The 18,054-nt window shown below is 70.7% G+C and carries 20 protein-coding genes; 15 read left to right on the forward strand and 5 right to left on the reverse strand.

The features are described from left to right. Positions 1–53 precede the first annotated feature (53 nt). On the forward strand, positions 54–1,295 hold the full coding sequence (locus ACSHWB_RS31035) for an MFS transporter (RefSeq protein WP_439656820.1): 1,242 nt from the start codon (positions 54–56) through the stop codon (positions 1,293–1,295). Between the two features lie 390 nt (positions 1,296–1,685). Further along, positions 1,686–2,525, forward strand: coding sequence for a formate dehydrogenase accessory sulfurtransferase FdhD (gene fdhD / locus ACSHWB_RS31040; RefSeq protein WP_439656821.1), 840 nt, complete (start codon positions 1,686–1,688; stop codon positions 2,523–2,525). Here the strand turns inward: fdhD and ACSHWB_RS31045 are convergent. After that, positions 2,522–2,995: an NUDIX hydrolase gene (locus ACSHWB_RS31045; protein WP_439656822.1), complete on the reverse strand. Its 474-nt coding sequence runs from the start codon at positions 2,993–2,995 to the stop codon at positions 2,522–2,524. The genes fdhD and ACSHWB_RS31045 overlap by 4 nt on opposite strands. A gap of 90 nt (positions 2,996–3,085) precedes the next feature. Between ACSHWB_RS31045 and ACSHWB_RS31050 the strand changes: the two genes are divergently transcribed. The 4 genes from ACSHWB_RS31050 to ACSHWB_RS31065 are packed head-to-tail and all read left to right on the forward strand — an operon-like array spanning position 3,086 to position 7,075. Continuing rightward, complete coding sequence (locus ACSHWB_RS31050) at positions 3,086–3,955, forward strand: ABC transporter ATP-binding protein (RefSeq protein WP_439656823.1); 870 nt, start codon at positions 3,086–3,088, stop codon at positions 3,953–3,955. 1 nt (position 3,956) lies between these two features. Next, positions 3,957–5,024: an ABC transporter permease gene (locus ACSHWB_RS31055; protein ID WP_439656824.1), complete on the forward strand. Its 1,068-nt coding sequence runs from the start codon at positions 3,957–3,959 to the stop codon at positions 5,022–5,024. A gap of 4 nt (positions 5,025–5,028) precedes the next feature. Then, positions 5,029–5,940, forward strand: a complete 912-nt coding sequence (locus ACSHWB_RS31060) for a Gfo/Idh/MocA family protein (protein ID WP_439656825.1) — start codon at positions 5,029–5,031, stop codon at positions 5,938–5,940. A 31-nt stretch (positions 5,941–5,971) separates the two neighbouring features. Further along, complete coding sequence (locus ACSHWB_RS31065; protein WP_439656826.1) at positions 5,972–7,075, forward strand: macrolide family glycosyltransferase; 1,104 nt, start codon at positions 5,972–5,974, stop codon at positions 7,073–7,075. Here ACSHWB_RS31065 and ACSHWB_RS31070 read toward each other — a convergent pair. Beyond that, entirely contained in the window at positions 7,050–7,892 is an 843-nt protein-coding gene (locus tag ACSHWB_RS31070) for an alpha/beta fold hydrolase (protein ID WP_439656827.1), read from the reverse strand. The genes ACSHWB_RS31065 and ACSHWB_RS31070 overlap by 26 nt on opposite strands. 109 nt (positions 7,893–8,001) lie before the next feature. Between ACSHWB_RS31070 and ACSHWB_RS31075 the strand changes: the two genes are divergently transcribed. Beyond that, complete coding sequence (locus ACSHWB_RS31075; RefSeq protein ID WP_439656828.1) at positions 8,002–8,721, forward strand: SDR family oxidoreductase; 720 nt, start codon at positions 8,002–8,004, stop codon at positions 8,719–8,721. Here ACSHWB_RS31075 and ACSHWB_RS31080 read toward each other — a convergent pair. Further along, complete coding sequence (locus ACSHWB_RS31080) at positions 8,684–9,283, reverse strand: DedA family protein (protein ID WP_439656829.1); 600 nt, start codon at positions 9,281–9,283, stop codon at positions 8,684–8,686. The two genes, ACSHWB_RS31075 and ACSHWB_RS31080, sit on opposite strands and share 38 nt — an antisense overlap. Before the next feature lie 88 nt (positions 9,284–9,371). On the opposite strand from ACSHWB_RS31080, the gene ACSHWB_RS31085 reads away from it, so the two are divergent. From ACSHWB_RS31085 to ACSHWB_RS31120, 8 genes are all read left to right on the forward strand, one after another. Beyond that, positions 9,372–11,480: a helix-turn-helix domain-containing protein gene (locus ACSHWB_RS31085; RefSeq protein ID WP_439656830.1), complete on the forward strand. Its 2,109-nt coding sequence runs from the start codon at positions 9,372–9,374 to the stop codon at positions 11,478–11,480. Positions 11,481–11,574: 94 nt separating this feature from the next. Beyond that, on the forward strand, positions 11,575–12,642 hold the full coding sequence (locus ACSHWB_RS31090; protein WP_439656831.1) for a hypothetical protein: 1,068 nt from the start codon (positions 11,575–11,577) through the stop codon (positions 12,640–12,642). Beyond that, positions 12,639–12,941, forward strand: a complete 303-nt coding sequence (locus tag ACSHWB_RS31095) for a hypothetical protein (RefSeq protein ID WP_439656832.1) — start codon at positions 12,639–12,641, stop codon at positions 12,939–12,941. Before ACSHWB_RS31090 ends, ACSHWB_RS31095 begins: the two co-directional genes overlap by 4 nt. Continuing rightward, positions 12,938–13,555 carry an ESX secretion-associated protein EspG gene (locus ACSHWB_RS31100; protein ID WP_439656833.1) on the forward strand — a complete coding sequence of 206 codons (618 nt, stop codon included), beginning with the start codon at positions 12,938–12,940 and terminating at the stop codon, positions 13,553–13,555. The genes ACSHWB_RS31095 and ACSHWB_RS31100 overlap by 4 nt, the downstream gene beginning before the upstream one ends. A gap of 13 nt (positions 13,556–13,568) precedes the next feature. Further along, positions 13,569–13,913 (forward strand): YbaB/EbfC family nucleoid-associated protein, encoded by a 345-nt coding sequence (locus ACSHWB_RS31105; protein WP_439656834.1) that lies wholly within the window; start codon positions 13,569–13,571, stop codon positions 13,911–13,913. Further along, complete coding sequence (locus ACSHWB_RS31110; RefSeq protein WP_439656835.1) at positions 13,910–14,209, forward strand: type VII secretion target; 300 nt, start codon at positions 13,910–13,912, stop codon at positions 14,207–14,209. Before ACSHWB_RS31105 ends, ACSHWB_RS31110 begins: the two co-directional genes overlap by 4 nt. Beyond that, entirely contained in the window at positions 14,206–15,003 is a 798-nt protein-coding gene (locus ACSHWB_RS31115; protein WP_439656836.1) for a hypothetical protein, read from the forward strand. Before ACSHWB_RS31110 ends, ACSHWB_RS31115 begins: the two co-directional genes overlap by 4 nt. Further along, positions 15,000–16,061, forward strand: coding sequence for a serine hydrolase domain-containing protein (locus ACSHWB_RS31120; RefSeq protein WP_439656837.1), 1,062 nt, complete (start codon positions 15,000–15,002; stop codon positions 16,059–16,061). The genes ACSHWB_RS31115 and ACSHWB_RS31120 overlap by 4 nt, the downstream gene beginning before the upstream one ends. Here ACSHWB_RS31120 and sucD read toward each other — a convergent pair. Together sucD and sucC are read right to left on the reverse strand one after the other, a co-directional pair. Continuing rightward, entirely contained in the window at positions 16,058–16,936 is an 879-nt protein-coding gene (gene sucD / locus ACSHWB_RS31125; protein WP_439656838.1) for a succinate--CoA ligase subunit alpha, read from the reverse strand. The genes ACSHWB_RS31120 and sucD overlap by 4 nt on opposite strands. Further along, positions 16,936–18,036 (reverse strand): ADP-forming succinate--CoA ligase subunit beta, encoded by a 1,101-nt coding sequence (gene sucC, locus ACSHWB_RS31130; protein ID WP_439656839.1) that lies wholly within the window; start codon positions 18,034–18,036, stop codon positions 16,936–16,938. Before sucC ends, sucD begins: the two co-directional genes overlap by 1 nt. Positions 18,037–18,054 lie beyond the last annotated feature (18 nt).

Here is an 18,054-nt window from a genome sequence, read left to right on the forward strand (position 1 = left end):
CGTGGTATAGCCTACCGGATACTGTATGCAATCCTCGGGACGGGGTGAAGGGCATGCCAGTCGCGACTTACGTGCGTGATCACATCGGCAGGCTCTACCGGGTGGGGGAGACCGACGTCGAAGCGTCGGGGCGCTCGCGCCGCACGGTGCTGTGGGCCGCTTGGGCTGCGATGCTCGCGGCCGGCATCGGGCAGTACGGGTTCGGGGCGCTGATCCCGCAGTTGCAGGACCGGTGGAGTGTGCCGGAGTTGTTCTGGGCACTGGCTTTGTGGACCGTCTGCCAGGCGGGCACGGCGTTTCCGGTGGCCTGGCTCAGAGAGCAGAAGAGGTTGACCTCGGCCGGTGCGATGTGGGTCGGCGCGATCCTCTGCGGCGCCGGGTTCGTGACGCTCGGGCAGGGGCAGCTGGTCGGGTACGCGATCCTCGGCGGCACCGGGGCCGGGCTGGTCTACGCGACGTGCCTCGCCACCGTCGTCCGCTGGTATCCGGAACGCGTGACGCGGAAGGTCGCGTTCGTCAGCGGCGCGTTCGCCTACGGGTCGGTGCCGTTCGTGCTGGCTGCAGGGATGTTCTTCGGTGCCGGGTTCCTGATGCAGGCCGGGATCGTGATTGCCGTGGTCGTGGCGGTGGCGGGCGCGGTGATGAAGGATCCGCCGGAGCACTGGTGGCCGCCGCACATCCCGCCGCGCGAGTGGGCGCTCGACCGCGCGCGGGTGCCGAACCGGTCCGCGCTCAAGGAGTTCCGGACGCATGAGGCCATGCGCTGTGGCACGTTCTGGTGGTTGTACGGCGGTGTGGCGTTCGCGGCGGCCGTTTCCCTTTACGACCTGGCGTATCTGCCGTTGTTCGTCGGCGACAGGGTGCTCGGGGTCGTCGCGCTGGCCACCTTGGCTGCGGCGACGGGTACCGGACGGGTGCTGGTCGGGTGGATCAGCGACCGGGTCGGGCGGCGGAAGGCGCTGGTCTGGACGTTGGCGACCGGTGGGCTGGCGCAGTTCGTGTTGCTGTACTCCCAGAACGTGCCGGGGCTGCTCATCGGCGCCACACTCGCGGGACTCGGCACCGGGTGCTGCTACTCGTTGCTGGTCGGCGTCACGAGGGAGTACTTCGGCGAGACGAACGGCGCGCAGAACTTCGGCGTCCTCTACACCGCCAAGGCCGCCGGGGCGTTGATCGCGGCGATCGTCCTTGCCTCGCAAGGGCCCGCGTTCGCGTTCATCGCCGCGGGTGTGCTCGGGCTGGCGGGCGCGGTGCTCACCGGGCACCTGTCGCAGCCGGGAAGGCCGCATCTGTGAGCCGCGTGCCACGGCTCGCGAAAGGCTGGCACCAGACGCCCGCGGACGGCTGTTGCCTGATGGAGCTGACATCGGTGCTCGCGGGCGAGGTGTGGTCGGACCGGCCCGCCTGCGTGCACCCGGTGCTGGCCTGCGTGGCGCGGTGCGTCAACGACCAGTCCACAGAAGACGGACGACGGAGGCTGCTGCCGTTCGCCACCAAGGTGATCGGCACTCGGCAGGCGCCCGCCGAACGCCTAATCGCGCACTGCACGAGCAGGGCCGGGATCGTCGCGCCGAGGTGGTGGCCGCGCAACTGGGTCGTGACCAAGGCAGTCAGGGCGTTGTCCGGGGACGAGGTGTTGCGGCGCCTGCTCGACGAGTGCGTCGCGATCTGCTGGGAGGTGAGGCATGGGACGAGTGACGAGCCGGCGCCGCGTGGTGCGGCTGGTGGACGACGCGGTCACCACGCGACCGGACACGCTGGCGGTCGAGGAACCACTGGAGATCCGCGTGCGGGGCAGGTCCCTCGCCGTGACCATGCGCACTCCGGGTGACGACTTCGACCTCGCCGCGGGCTTCCTGGTCAGCGAGGGCGTGGTGCGCGCACCGTCCGACATCGCGTCGATCCGCTACTGCGCCGGCGCCACGGCGGACGGCGGCAACACCTACAACGTGCTCGACGTCGGGCTAGCGGAAGGTGTCGCGCCACCGGACCCGTCGATCGAGCGCAACTTCTACACCACCTCGTCGTGCGGCCTGTGCGGCAAGGCGAGCCTGGACGCCGTGCGCACCGTGGCGACCTGGCAGGTCGCGGCCGACCCGATCCGCCTCGACCCGAGGCTGATCACCGAGTTCCCGACGAAACTCCGTGCCGCGCAACGGGTCTTCGACCGCACCGGCGGCCTGCACGCGGCCGGGCTGTTCGACGCCCAGGGGAACCTGCTGTGCCTGCGCGAGGACGTGGGCCGGCACAACGCGGTCGACAAGGTCGTCGGCTGGGCCACGCGCAGCGGCCGGCTGCCACTCACGAGCACCGTGCTGATGGTGAGCGGCAGGGCGTCGTTCGAACTGGTGCAGAAGGCGGTCATGGCCGGGATTCCCGTGCTCACCGCGGTGTCCGCACCGTCGTCGCTCGCTGTCGACCTCGCCGAGGAGATGGGCGTGACGCTGGTCGGTTTCCTGCGCGGCACGTCGATGAACGTCTACACCGGCGCGCACCGGCTGGGGGTCACCGCCGGGGCGCGTTAGTGGATGACCAGGCCGCCGACCGGGACCGCAGCGACATGCCCGGTCGGCGGCTTCCCCAGGGCGAGCGCGAGACCTACGTCGACCAGCGACGCCCTGCGCAGACCGGCGACGTCGGCGAGCGGTGTCCACACAGGATCGATCGTCGCCCCGTTCGGTTCCGGCCGCGGTTCGCCGGTGACCCGCACCGCGTAGAAGACGCCGATGTTCTGGTGCGGCCCCTTCTCCGGCATGTGGCGCTCGGCCGCGGGGATGAACCGCGAGTCCACGCCGAGCAGGCGTTCGACCTCGCCCGCGCACCCGGTCTCCTCGGCGACCTCCCTGATCACGGCGTCGAACGGGTCCTCGCCATGTTCCACCGCGCCACCGGGCAGCGACCAATGGCCCTCGTCGAACGCTGATGTCGAACGGACGAGCAGCACGCGGTCGTGCTCGATGCTCACTGCGTAGGCGGCCAGCCGGAAGGTCGTCATGCGGGGCACGTTAGCCCGTAAGGGGTCCTCCGCGAGGATGATGCCGCGCGGCGGACGCGATCTTGAACGCCACGACCTACCGTTCCTCCCATGTTGACTGTCAGGGGGATCAGCCGGAGCTTCGGCGATCACAAGGTGCTCGACGAGGTGAGCTTCGACGTCCGGCCCGGCCGGATGACGGGCTTCCTGGGCGCCAACGGGTCGGGCAAGACGACCACGATGCGCATCGTGCTGGGGGTGCTCGCCGCTCACGGGGGAACGGTGAGCTGGCAGGGGACCGAGGTCGGGCCGCAGAACCGGCCCGACTTCGGTTACATGCCGGAGGAGCGCGGCCTTTACCCGAAGATGAAGGTGCGCGACCAGATCACGTGGCTGGCGCGGTTGCACGGCGTCGACCGGGAGACCGCGCAGCGCAACACCGACGAGCTGCTCGCGGACCTGGAGCTGACCGAACGCGCGGGGGACCGGCTCGAGGAGCTGTCGCTCGGCAACCAGCAGCGCGTGCAGATCGCGGCCGCACTGGTGCACGACCCGGCCGTGCTGATCCTGGACGAGCCGTTCTCCGGCCTCGACCCGATCGCCGTCGAGACCGTGCTGGACGTGCTGCGCAAGCGCGCCGCCAGCGGGGTGCCGGTGCTGTTCTCGAGCCACCAGCTGGCGATCGTGGAACGGCTCTGCGACGACGTCGTGATCATCTCGAAGGGCCGGGTCGTGGCCAACGGGTCACGCGAGGAGCTGCGCGCCCGGCACGCGGGCCGGCGCTACGAGATCGTCGTCGAGCAGGACGCCGGCTGGGTCCGCGACGTGCCCGGCGTGACGATCCTGGAGCTCGACGGGCCGCGCGCGGTGTTCGAGGCGGAACCCCAGCAGGTGCTCAGGGCGGCACTGGACCGCGGTGAGGTCCGCTCGTTCACGCCGGTCGTGCCCACGCTCGACGAGATCTTCAGGGAAGTGATCTGACATGGCTCGCGCCTCCTTCAGCCAGGCGACGTGGCTCGTCGCCGAACGTGAGATGAAGACCCTGGTCGGCACCAAGGGCTTCTGGATCGGCTTCCTCTTCACGGTCGTCGGGTTGTTCGCGCTCACGATCCTGCCGACGGTGTTCGGCGGCGACGACCCGAAGGTCGCCGTGGTCGGATCGGCCGCGCAAGCGGTGCAGGGCAAGGCACTCGACGCGCAGGTGGTCGGCAGCGTCCAGGAGGCCGCCGACCTGGTCAGGGCCGACGACGTCGACGCCGCGATCGTGCCGGACGGCTCCGGGATCAAGGTCCTCGCGCTCAACAGCCCGCCCAACAGCGTCATCCGCGAGCTCGTCGAGTCGCCCCCGGTGGAACTGCTCGAGGCCTCGGCGGTGACGTCCGGCCAGCGGTCCGTCACGGTGATCGTGTTCGGGCTGGTGTTCCTGATGTTCGGCATGGGCGGTGCGGCCATCGCGCAGAGCACCGTGACCGAGAAGCAGACGCGGATCGTGGAGATCCTCGTGTCGACCGTGCCGGTGCGGGCACTGCTCGCCGGCAAGATCCTCGGGCACACGATCCTGACGCTCCTGCAGGTCGTCGTCCTGGCGCTCGCGGCACCGATCGCGTTGCGGGTCGCGGGACTCGGCGAACTGCTGGGAGTGGTCGCGCCCGCGCTCGGCTGGTTCATCCCGTTCCTGATGCTCGGGTTCGTGCTGATCTCGTCCATGTGGGCGGTGGCCGGTGCGCTCGTCAGCCGTCAGGAGGACCTCGGCTCGACGATGGGCCTGGTCATGATCGCCGTCATGGGACCGTACTTCGGCGTGCAGTTCTTCTACGAGAACCCGGTCGTGCTCAAGTGGATGTCGTTCGTGCCCTTCACGGCCGGCGTCGCGATGCCGGTGCGGTTGTTCTCCGAACAGGCCGCGGCGTGGGAGGCGGTCCTCTCCCTCGGCATCCTCGCGGTGACCGTCGTGGTGATCCTGCTGGTCGCGTCACGGCTCTACACCGGCTCGCTGCTGCAGACCGGTGGCCGGGTGAAGCTGGCGAAGGCCTGGGCACCGGCAGAATAGATGCATGATCGCTGATCCGATTCGCCTCGCCGTCGTCGGCCTGGGAGCCATGGGCACCCGGATGCTGACGGCGGCGCAGGCACATCCCGGCTACACCGTGGTCGCGGGCGTCGACGTCGCACCCCGCACGCTCGACGTCCCGGTCGTCACGAACCTGGACGACGTGCTGTCCGAAGTGGACGCGGTGTACATCTCGACGCCACCCGCCTCACACGCCGAACTGACGGCGAAGGCCTTCAAGGCAGGCAAGGCGGTGTTCTGCGAGAAGCCGCTGGCCGTCGACCTCGCCGAGGCCGGCGCGATGGCCGAAGCCGCGGAAGGACGCCCGAACGCGGTCAACTTCGCGTTGTCGGACATGGTGGCGACCATCGAGATCGAACGGCGGCTGCCCGAGCTGGGCGCGCTGCGGGGCGTGGAGATCCGGCTGCAGTTCCCGCGCTGGCCCAGGGCGTTCCAGGCGGACGCGACCTGGCTGTCGCGGTCCGAGCAGGGCGGGTTCGTCCGCGAGGTGTTGTCGCACTTCGTCTATCTGACCGACCGGATGCTCGGCCCACTCACGGTCGAGTCGGTGTCGTCGGACTTCCCCGAACCCGGCGCGGCCGAGGTCGCGGCCCGCGGACTGCTGCGCGGCAGTGGCGTGCCGGTGCACGTGTCGGCGTTCTCCGGACTGGCGGGGCCCGAGATCTACGAGTGGACCGCCTGGGGCACCGAACGGTCGCTGCGCCTCGACCAGTGGGCCCTGCTGTCCACTTCGGACGGCGGCGCGTGGGAACCGGTGCCGCTGGAGCAGACCGGATCCGACTACTCGCGGCTCACGCTGTTCGCCCAGGCCGTGCGCGGTGAGCACCCGCGTGACCTGGCGGACTTCGCCAGCGGGCTGCGCGTGGCCGAGGTCGTCGAGGCCTTCCTGCGATAACCGGTTGACCCCGTTCGGCAGGATCGGGCCAATGGGGATCTTGTTCGTCACGCTCGCAGGCCATGGACACGTCACGCCGACCCTCGCGGTCGTCGAGGAGCTGACCGGACGCGGCGCCGAGGTCGAGTACGCGACCGGCGCCGAGCACGCCGAGGTGGTGATCGGAGCGGGCGCGCGGTGGGTGGAACTCCCCGCGCTGCCCGACTTCCGGCCCGTCACCGCCAACCCGATCGACGAGTGGTTTCCGCACTACTTCCGGGCGATGAGCGCGACCTACCCGGTCCTGCTCGACCACTGCCGGACCGCCGAACCCGACCTGATCTGCTACGACTCCACGAACTGGCCTGCCAGGCTCGTCGCGCGCACACTCGGTATACCGGCTGTACGCACAGTGCCACACACTGCATCCAACGCGCATTACAACCTCATGGACGCGAGCCTGGCGCGATATGTCGCCGACGACCTCGCGGCGTTCACCAGCCGGTACGACGTCGAGCTCGACATCGCGAGCACCATCGAGGCACCCGAGGCGTGCAGCCTCGTGTTCGTGCCGCGCGAGTTCCAGCCGCGCGAGGAGACGTTCGACGAGTCGTTCCACTTCGTCGGCCCCGTGCTGGGCAGCAGGCTCGACGAGGAGTGGTCGCCGCGCCGCGACGACGTGCCGCTGCTGTTCGTCTCGCTCGGCTCGATCATGAGCGACGGCGACTTCTACCGGGCGTGCCTCGACCAGTTCGGCGACGGCGCCTGGCAGGTCGCGATGACCGCGAAGGACGTGGAGGGCACGGAACACGCCGACGTCCAGCCGTGGTTCCCGCAGCCCGCGGTGTTGAGGCACGCCAAGGCGTTCATCAGCCACGGCGGGATGAACTCCACGATGGAGGCGCTGCATCAGGGCGTGCCGCTGGTCGTCGTCCCGCAGACACCGGAACAGGCCGCGAACGCCGACCGCGTGACCGAACTCGGCCTGGGCGAACGGGTCGACGACCACACCGGCCTGCGCGCGGCCGTGGAACGGGTGGCGTCCAGCGGCACGATCCGGCAGAACCTCGACCGGATGCGTGCCGCCATCGCTCAGGGAGGCGGTGCCGCGAGAGCCGCCGAGATCATCCTCAGCCGAGCACCTCGCGCAGTTTGACGCCGAACTCCTCCGGCTTGCCCGCGTAGCCGAACTCGCCACCCAGGAAACCGCCGTGGTGACTGGGGAACACGGTGGCCTCCTGGCCGAGCAGCCGTGCCGTGTGGACGGCCGTGCGCGCGGTGAACGCGTCGCCGGTCTCCTCGCCCACGGCGATCACGACGCGGGTGGGCGCGGCCGCCAGGTCCTGCACCCGCGGGTAGTAGTCGGTGATGGCGAGCGAGGAGGTCCCGAGCAACGGGTCTTCGCGCTTGCCGTCGTCCTCGGCCGGCATCCCGAACTGCGCGGGATCGGGCAGCGGCAGCGCGAAGTACTCGTCGGTGTACTCGCCCTGCCACGAGCTCATCTGCATGAACGCGGCCATGCCCGCGCCCCAGCCCTTGGCCTGGTAGGCGTTCATGAACGCGTCGCGCGCCTTGCGGGCGGCGGCCGCGTCGGGCAGCACGTCGATGATCGGCGGCTCGTGCGCGACGAGCGTGACGACGTCGTCCGGGTAGGCCGCCACCAGTTCGAGTGCCGTGACCGCGCCGCCGCTGGACGCGAACAGGTCGACCGGACCGCCGACGGCCTCGATCACCGCGTGGACGTCCGCGGCCTGGATCTCGGGCGTGTTGTCGGTGCGACCGTCCGAACGGGTGCTCCTGCCGAGCCCGCGCGGGTCGTAGGTGATCACCGTGCGGTCGGGGAACTGCTCGCGCAGCGCGACGAAGCCGCTCGCGTCCATCGGCTGGCCGATCATCATCAACGGACGGCCGCCCTCGCCGCTCACGTCGTAGGTGATGGCCGCGTCGCCAGTGTCCAGAACGTGGGATTTCATCAGGTTCTCCCCAGCGGAGTCGGGTCTGAGCAGCCTAGTCACAGACGTGAACTCCGGCGGGTCGACAAACCGATCGACCTGCATGTTCCCCACTGGTATCAAGGCCCGCATGACGCGAACAGCAGTGGTGACCGGCGGCGGCACGGGCATCGGCAAAGCGGTGGCGGCCCGGCTCGTGGAGCAGGGTCTGGAGGTGGTGATCACCGGACGCAGGGAGGACGTGCTGAAGGCGGCGGCTGAGGAGATCGGCGCGAGGGCGGTGGCGTTCGACGCGACGGATCCGGAGGCGGTCGGGGAGGTGCTGAACGACCTTCCGTCGCAAGTGGACGTTCTCGTGAACAACGCGGGTGGCAACGTGGCTCGTCGCCGTCCCGCTCCGGAGAACCTGGCCGAGGTGCGGGACCTGTGGGTCGCGAGCTACGAGGCCAACGTGATCAGCGCCGTCCTCGTGACGACCGCGCTGGAGCCGCGCCTGGCCGACAACGCGCGGGTGGTGACGCTCGGCTCGATCGCGGGCCGGCGTGGTTCGGGTTCCTACGGTGCCGCGAAGGCCTCGGTCGAGGCGTGGACGGCGGACCTCGCGTTCTCGTTGGGAGGCAGGGGGATCACGGTCAACGTGGTGTCACCGGGCGTCACGGACGACACGGAGTTCTTCGGCGACACGCTGAGCGAGGAGCGGCGCAAGAAGCTCGTCGGCAACGCGGCGAACGGCCGTGCGGGCACCCCGGCCGACGTGGCCGCGACGATCGCGTTCCTGACCTCGCCGGAGGCGGGGCACATCACGGCGCAGGTCATCGGGGTGAACGGCGGAAGCGGCCTCGGACGCTGAACCCGATCACCGCGACGAGCACGACGACGAGCGCGATCCACGAGAACTCGGCGAGGTAGTGCTCGGCGGCCTCTCCCACGAGGTAGACGGCCGCTGTCGTGCCCCCGGCCCACGCGATGCCGCCAGCTGCGTTGGCCAGCAGGAACTTCCCGTAGTGCATGCCCATCGTGGCCGCGAGCGGACCGGACAGGATCCGCAGCAACGCCACGAACCGGCCGAAGAAGACCGCCCAGGCGCCGTGGCGTTCGAACAGCGCCTGGGCGCGGCCGATCCTGTCCGGACTGAAGTGGCTGGGGAACTTCTCGCCCGCCCAGCCGAAGATCCGCGGCCCGAACCGCTTGCCCAGCGCGTACCCGATGCTGTCGCCGATGATCGCCCCCGCGGACGCGGCGATGCCGACCCACAGCGGTGAGATGCCGTCGTGGTGCGAGGCCATCAGCGCCGCCGCGACGAGCACGACCTCGCCCGGCAACGGGATCCCCATGCTCTCGACGCCGACCACCAGGCCCACGACGACGTAGACCAGCAACGGTGGAACGGCGAGGAGCCACTCGGTCAGCACATCCGTGATCTTCCTCCAACCGGGCGGGATCGGCCACGAGACGCGGCCGTCTCGGTACCCTGCTGATCATCTGGACGAGGGGGCGGTTGTGGCGAGCCAGTTCGGCTTACTGCTGCGTCAATGGCGGCAGCGGGCGGGATTGAGCCAGGAAGCGCTCGCGGGGCGTGCTGCTGTGGGGACGCGCACGGTGCGTGGGCTGGAGACCGGCGAACGGACCGATCCGCGCATGGGCACCGTGCGCGCGTTGGCCGACGCACTGGAGCTCACCGGTGCCGAACGCGCGGAGTTGTTCTCCGCCGCAGGGCGCGATGAACCGCTGGTGGTGGAACCTGTGCGGTTCGACCCGCTGCACGAGGCCGTGGAGACGGTGAAGGTCGCGGTCGAGGCCCGGTGGCGGCGCGAGGAGGAGCAGCGGCAGGTCCACGACCCGGTGCCGTTGCCGGTGCGGTGGGACGCGGCGCCCGCGGCGTGGATGGACAGCTGGCTCAACGTCGGCGGTGAGGCCTCTTTGGGCGGGCGGCTGGACCAGGTCGTCGAGGTGTATCGCCGGATCGGGTCGCGACGGCTGGTCGTCCTTGGCCGGGCGGGGTCCGGCAAGACGGTGCTGACCACGCGGTTCGTGCTCGACCTGCTCGGTGCCCGCCAGCCGGCCGACCCGGTGCCGGTGATCTTCAGCCTCGGCGCGTGGCATCCCGAACGCGTCGGCCTGCGCGACTGGCTCGCCGACCAGCTGACCCGCGACCACCCGTTCCTCGCTGCTCCGGGGCCCAGCGGCGGGACCCTGGCGGCGGCGCTGGTCGACGCGCAGCGGGTGTTGCCCGTGCTGGACGGGTTCGACGAGATCGCGGCCGGGTTGCACCGGCCGGCGCTCAACGCGCTGAACACCACCACTCTGCCGTTGCTGCTGACCAGCCGTGTGGACGAGTACCGCGACGCGGTCGAGGGCACGGACGTGCTGACGTCCGCCGCCGCGGTCGTGCTGGCCGATCTGACGTGCGACGACCTCGAGGCGTACCTGCCGCGCACCACCCGCAAGACCGGGCCGGGCGGCAACGTCTGGAAGCCGGTGCTGGACGAGGTGCGGGGCGGCGGCCCGCTGGCCGAGGTGCTGACGACGCCGTTGATGGTGGCGCTGGCGCGGCGGATCTACAGCGACACCCCCGACCACGATCCGGCCGCGTTGCTGGACCTGTACGAGCCGGAGGAGATCGAAAGACACCTGCTCAGCAGCTTCGTACCGGCTGTATACGGGACGCATGCAGATCGTGTGCGACCGTGGCTCGGGCATCTCGCCGATCACCTGACGCGGCTCGGCACGCACGACGTGGCGTGGTGGCGGTTCGGCACGTCCTCGGTGGTGACCGGGTCTGCGGTGGGGCTCGCGGTGGGGGTGTCGGACTTCCTGCTGGAGGCCGTGCTGGTGGGTGGGCTGACCATGCGGGGCCTGTGGTTCGCGGCGATGATCGGGCTGGTCACCGGGGTGCTGTTCGGGGCGGCGCACTGGTGGGTGGTGCGCAGGACGCCGCTCGAACCCGTGCGGACCCGGCTGCGGCTGCGCGGTCGTGCCGGTCGGCGGGTGTGGTCACGCGGTCTGCTCGGGCTCGCGTTCGGCGGGGCGGTCGGCGGCGCGTACGGGCTCGTGCGCGCGATGGCGTTCCTGCTGGTCACGCCGGGGTACGACATGACAGCGGGGGTGCTGGTCGACGTCGGCGTGTTCGCGCTGGTGTTCGGGTTCGGCGCTTCGTTGGTGTTCGCCGTGGTCGCCGCGATGGAGGCGCCGCTGGACGTGCGGTCGGCGGGCAGTCCCGGCGGGTTGCTGAAGGCGAACCGGCGCGCGGTGCTCAGGCTCGTGGCGGCGATGGTGCCGGTGTTCGCGGTGTTCGTCATGGTGGCCACCGGGGTCGTCGCGAGCGGGTTGACGGCGTTGCGGTTCGAGGTGGTGTGGAGCCCGACGACGGCCCTCTCGCTCGGCCTCGTCGGCGGTGTCGGCGGCGGGCTCGCGTACGTGCTGAGCCTGACCGCGTGGGGGCAGTGGGTGGTGTTCGCGCGCGTCTGGCTGCCGCTCACCGGACGGCTGCCGTGGGGGTTGCCGGCGTTCCTCGACGACGCCTACCGGCGTGGCGTGCTGCGGCGGGCCGGTGCGGTCTACCAGTTCCGGCACGCGCGCCTGCAGGAGCATTTCGCGCGTTTGCGCTGATCAGGGCGACCGGCCACATGTGGCCGGTCGGCTGGCCTGTTCCCTCGTTTGGCCCGGTGTGATCGTGTGCCGGGACGAGGGAGGGATCTCAGGGGTGTCAGGCAACGAACCGCCGCCCAGCGCGATCAACTGGGAGGCGTACAGCCACGAAGAACTGCACAAGATGCTGTGGCAGGACGCCGACGTCGCCGACGTGAGCACCGTCGCCGACGAGTGGACGCGCCACCGCGCCGCCCTGGTGGCGCACGCCGAGGTGCTGCGGGAGCAGCGGGCCGCGTTGCTCGACGGGTGGGCGGGGGCCGCGGCGGAGGAGGCCGCGGCCCGGCTGGGGGCGCTGGCCGAGCGGGTGGAGAAGATCTGCGAGTTGGCCGCCGCGGGGGAGCGGGCCGCGCAGGACTCGGCGGACGCGCTGGCCTCCGCCAGGGCCGCGATGCCGCCGCCACCGGCTCCCGGGACGACTGTGCCGGCGTTCGCGGGGCTGCCGACGGTGCCGGGATCGCCCAGCGCACCATTCCAGTTGCCGGCCGCGCCAGCGTCCTTCGCATTGCCGAGCGCACCAGCACCGTTTCAACTACCCAGCGCACCGGCACCGATGACCCTGCCGAGCGCCTCAACGCCACCGGCATCGGGTTTCTACTTCTACTTCGGCGCCGCCTCGGCCGACCAGCAGAAGGCCCAGGCCGTCCGCGCGATGCAGACCTACGAGTCCAGCCTCAACGGCAGCGGCCGTCTCATCGACGACGCCCGAGGCAACGTCCCGCAGGCCGCGCCCACACCGCGTGCCGCGGCCGTGCCCCAGGTGAAGACCCCCAGCTCAGGTGGCGTGCCGTGGCAACGTCTCGTGGGAGGGGGCGGTGGCGGTCCGGTGGCGACCACGCGAGGCCCGGTGATCGGAACCGCCACCACCCCGGTCAGCCAGCAGCTCACCCCCGGCACGCGCGCCGGCGTGATGTTCGGCCAGCACGGCGGGATCGCCGCCACCGGAACGCTCACCGCGGACCCGAGAACCGCCGCCCAGAACAACGCGATGGGCGCGCCTCCGCCGGGTGCGGCGCGCAAGGACGAGGACCAGCCGCACGAGAACCAGATGCCGACGCTCGACCACGACCTGTTCGCGGTGACCGAGCGCGTGTCGCCCGCCGTGATCGGGGAGGAACGGTGACCGGCTTCGAGGTCGCGCCCGACCAGTTGCAGGACCGGGTGAAGACGCTGACCAGACTGGCCGAGCTGACCGCGGACCTGGTGGCGACGGCGAGCAGGCTGGCCGAGCGGCAGCCGTTGCTCGGCACCGCGCCGCCCGCCCAGGACCTGTCGCGCCGGCTCAAGGACGCCGGGTCCGGGCTCGCGGGTGAGGTGAGTGCGGCCGAACGCGAGGTGCGCGAGTTCCGGCAGATGCTCGCGGAGATCAGGACCACATACACCGAGACCGACGCCGAACAGGCGCGCAAGGCGGCGCGATGATCGCCTTCGACCTCGTGGAGATGGACCTGCTCGCCACGCACGCCGGGGTGCGCTGGCCGTTCCCGCTGCGGGTGCCGTCCTTCGGCAAACGAGCGGACGAACGCGCGAGCCTGCTCGCCGAGGCCGGCCACGGGTTGCAGGCGCGCGGACTGGCCGCGGTGCACGGGCCCACGGGCATGGCCGCCGAACTGGTCACCGCGCTGTACGAGCACACCGCCGTGGTCGACCTCGTCGTACCGGGAACGGGTGCCGTGGCGATGGTCTACGGCGACGACGCGCTGGTGTGCACGCAGACCGGCAGCACGGTCCGGGTGACGCACGTCGAGGCGGAGACGCTCGGCGACGAGCTCGTGGCGCTGGTCCCGGAGGCCAGGGCCGCGCAGCTCATGCCCATCACGCTGCCGCCCGGTGCCGGGCTCGACCTGGAGGTCACCGGGCAGGGGCAGGCGGGCGTGATCAGGGGAGGCCGGCGGCAGGAAGTGTCCTGGTTGGACAGTGCGGGCGGACGGGTGCGGGTCGACGTCGGTGATGACGGCTGGGTGAGCGTCAACCCGATGCGGCACCACGACCTGGTCCGCGTGATCGGTGAGCTCGCCGCGGTCGCGCGAGCCTAGAAGAGGGGGAGAAGTGGATCCAGCACAGTGGCTGGCGGACTACCAGGAACGCCTGGAGCGCGTCGCGTACAGCGCGCGGTCGGCGAGCGCGAGCCTGGCCGAGGTCGGGGCGAGCGCTACCTCGCCACGCGGTGAGGTCACCGTGACGGTGAACGCGGGCGGCGTGCTCGGCGACGTCGCGCTGACGCCGGCGGCCCGCAGGCTCGACGTCGACACGCTCGCGATGCTGATCGTCAGCACCGCGCGGGAGGCACAACGCCTGGCGAGCACGCGGATGACCGAGGTCATGGCGGACTACCTGGGCGAAAGCGACGCGCTGCACCAGATCACCAGGCACCTGCCGGAGGCCGTGAGATGAGCTTCACCGCCGACCACGAACAGTTGCGCCGCCACGCCAGGACGCTGACCGGGTACGCCGACCGGCTGTCGGAGACCGGCACCCGGCTGCCCGACCAGCTGGGCCAGGAGTCGCTCGGCTCGTTCGCCCAGTTCCTCACCACCGGACTGAGCGGCCCGATGGGGGAGACGATGGGCGCCTTCGCCCACGTCGCGTCCACAATGGACAAAGTCGGCGAGGGCATGCGCCGGACCGCAGAGAACTACCAGCGCACCGACGAGCGCAACGCCGAGGACATCACGGGGGCGGGCCGATGACCGCCACCACCACGGACGCGGGCACGATCGCCGCGCTGCTGAACGAGCTCCGCACCACCACCAACGCCATCGCGGGCGACGAGTGGCTGTCGTCCGGCCTGGCCGCCACGCCCAAGGCCCCGATGAGCGAGCTGGGCTCGAACGGGAAACCGTTGCAGGCACTGGACAGCGCGGGCGTCGGCTTCCTCACGCCGATGATCTCGTTCCTGGACGAGCCGCTGAACCAGTTGCGCGGCAACCCGGACGGCGTCCAGCAGGGCGCGGGTGAGTTCCAGAACGCCGGCAAGGCCGCGACCACCCTGGCGGACGAGTACGGCGCGAAAGCGGGCAGCGAGACCGACGGCTGGACCGGCGACAGCGCCGCCGAGTACGCCAAGACCGGCAAGGAGCTCGTCGACGGCGTGCTGTCCGTCGCCGAGACCGCGCTGACCAACGCCACCGCGCTGATCAAGGCGGGCGAGGTCGTCGCACAGGTCGTCGCCGAGGTGACGCGGCTGATCACCGAGGCGGTCGGCAAGATCGTGCCGATCATGACCCAGGCGATCGCCGCGGCGGCCGCGACGTTCGGGCAGAGCATCGCCGTGGCCATCCCGCAGTGCGTGCAGATCGCCGTGGAGTGCGGTGCGCAGATCGCCGCCAGGCTCGGTGAGCTGCTGGCCAGCGGCGAGAACCTGGTCAAGCTGGTCGAGGGTGCGCAGGCGGTGCTGAAGATCGTGAAGCAGGCGATGTCGGTGATCGGGGACAAGGCATCGGGCTCGGCCGAGCTCCCGACCGTCAAGGAGGCGACCGCGTGAAGCGCCTCGCCGTGCTCGTCTGCTCGCTGCTGCTCCTCGGCGTCACGCCGGCGAAGGCCGACGACGCCGTGCAGACCGTGCTCGACCAGTACCTGGCGCAGGCGGGACCGGGTGCCGCCGTGCACACGGGGTCCGGTACGCGGTCGACCGGCACCGGGAAGCTCCACGAGCAGCGCCCGATCACCGCCGCCGACCACTTCCGGATCGGCAGTCAGACCAAGACGTTCACCGCCGTGGTCGTGCTGCAGCTCGTCGACGAGGGCCGCGCCGAGCTGGACGCCCCGATCTCCCGGTACCTGCCCGGCGTGGTCACCGGCAACTACGACGGTGATGTGATCACCGTCCGCCAGCTGCTGCAGCACACCAGCGGTCTCGTCCGTGACGTCCGTGACGCGAAGGCAGGCCAGGGCGGTGTGTACGCGCTGGCCGAGCTCGTCCGCTCGGCGATGGACGAGCCCGCCCAGAACGCCCCCGGTGCCGCTCAGAACTACTCGAACGTCGGCTACCTGGTGCTGGGCCTGCTGATCGAACGCCTCACCGGCAGGCAGGCCGGCGACGCGATCACCGAGCGGATCATCAGCCCGCTCGGCCTGACCGGGACGCGCTTCCCGGCACCCGGTGACCGTGCGCTGAGGACGCCCTTCCTGAACGGCTACCTGGGTGGCCGCCTCGGCCGGCTCTTCTTCTGGACCGAGGCGACCACCACCGTCGAGCTGTCGTTCTGGAGCACCGCCGGTGCTGTGGAGTCCACTTTGGACGATCTCCAGCGGTTCTACCGCGCGGTGGTCGGCGGGAGGCTCGTCTCACCCGCGGCGCTGGCGGAGATGAAGCGCACGTTCGGCCCGGCAGACGTCTACGGCCTGGCCCTGGTGAAGGTGCCGCTGTCGTGCGGCGTGGTCGCGTGGGGTCACAACGGTGCCCTGACCACAGGGCACTACTCGTTCACCCTGACCACCGACGACGGCCGGTTCGCGTCGGTCGTGACCAACACGAACTGGCAGGGCTCAGGCAAGCCCTCGGCCGTCGACGTGGCCGACCGGGCGATCTGCTCGGGTTAGCTGGTCAGGATCGCCCTGGCCAGCGCCGCGGTCTCGGACGGCGTCTTGCCGACCTTGATCCCGACCGCCTCCATGGCCAGCTTCTTGGCCTCCGCCGTGCCCGAGGACCCCGAGACGATGGCGCCCGCGTGGCCCATCGTCTTGCCCTCGGGCGCGGTGAAGCCGGCGACGTAGCCGACCACGGGCTTGGTCACGTTGTCCCGCACGAACTCCGCCGCCCGTTCCTCCGCGTCACCGCCGATCTCGCCGATCATCACGATCAGCTCGGTCTCCGGGTCCGCCTCGAACGCCGCGATGGCGTCGATGTGCGTGGTGCCGACGATCGGGTCGCCGCCGATGCCGACGCACGTGGTGAAGCCGAAGTCCTTCAGCTCGTGCATCAGCTGGTAAGTCAGCGTTCCCGACTTCGACACGAGGCCGATCGACCCCGGCTTGGTGCTGTCCGCGGGGATGATGCCCGCGTTGGACTTGCCGGGACTGATGATGCCGGGACAGTTCGGGCCGATGATCCGCGTCGACCTGCCCTGGGCATGAGCCCAGAAGCGTGCCGTGTCGTGGACCGGGACGCCTTCCGTGATCACCACGGCCAGGCCGATCTCCGCGTCGATCGCCTCGATCACCGCGTCGCAGGTGTTGGCGGGCGGGACGAAGAGCACCGACACGTTCGCGCCGGTCTCCGACATAGCCTGGGCGACCGTGCCGTACACCGGCAGCGTCACGTCGTCGAACGCGACGGACGTGCCAGCCTTGCGCGCGTTCACACCGCCCACGACCCGCGTGCCGGCCGCGAGCATGCGGCGGGTGTGCTTGGCACCCTCCGCCCCCGTCATGCCCTGCACGATCACGCGGCTGTGCTCGTCGAGGAAGATCGCCATCAGGACTCCTTGCCGGCGAGTGCGGCGGCACGGCCCGCCGCGTCGTCCATCGTGTGCGCCACGGTGATCAGCGGGTGTCGTGCCTCGTCGAGGATGCGGTGGCCCGCGTCGGCGTTGTTGCCGTCGAGCCGCACGACCAGCGGCTTGTCGGCCTTGTCGCCCAGGATGCCGAGGGCCTGCACGATCCCGTTGGCCACCGCGTCGCACGCGGTGATGCCGCCGAACACGTTCACGAACACGCTGCGGACCGCCGGGTCCGAGAGGATGACGTCGAGACCGTCGGCCATCACCTGGGCCGAGGCGCCGCCGCCGATGTCGAGGAAGTTCGCGGGCGCGGCACCGGCCAGCGCCACGACGTCCAAAGTGGACATGACGAGCCCCGCGCCGTTGCCGATCACACCGACGCTGCCGTCGAGCTTGACGTAGTTCAGCCCCTTCTCGGCGGCCCGCACCTCCAGCGGGTCGCCCACGGCGCTGTCCTCGGGTCGAGAGTGCCGGAACGCCGCGTTGTCGTCCAGCGTCACTTTGCCGTCCAGGGCGACGATCCGGCCGTCCTTGGTGCGTGCCAACGGATTCACCTCGACCAGCGTCGCGTCCTCGGACACGAACACCTTCCACAGGGCGGAAGCGACGGCGTTCACCTCCTCGGCGATCTCCGGTGGGAACACCGCAGATGCGTCGAAGGTCGAAGCTGGCATTCGAGTGATGGAGTCGGCCATCTCCTCGATCTCCATGCCCCCGGTGGCCGAGGCCATGCCGATGAACGTCCTGTTGGCACGATCAAGAAGAAACGACAGGTAGTACTCCTCGGCGATCTCGCTCGCCTCGGTGACCAGGACCTTGTGCACGGTGTGGCCCTTGATGTCCATCCCCAGGACGGCGGTGGCCGCTGCCGCTGCTTCGTCCGGTGTCGAAGCGACTTTGATGCCGCCGGCCTTGCCGCGCCCGCCGGTCTTCACCTGAGCCTTCACGACGACAGTGCCGCCGAGCCGGGAGGCGGCCTCGCGCGCGGAGTCAGGAGTGTCCGCCACGAGACCACGCGGAACGGGCACCCCGTACCGCTCGAAGAGGTCCCGCGCCTCGTGTTCGAAAAGATCCACCGTCTACGTCCTCTCGCC

The sequence above is a fragment of the Lentzea sp. HUAS TT2 genome, from assembly GCF_051853195.1.
GTDB lineage: Bacteria > Actinomycetota > Actinomycetes > Mycobacteriales > Pseudonocardiaceae > Lentzea.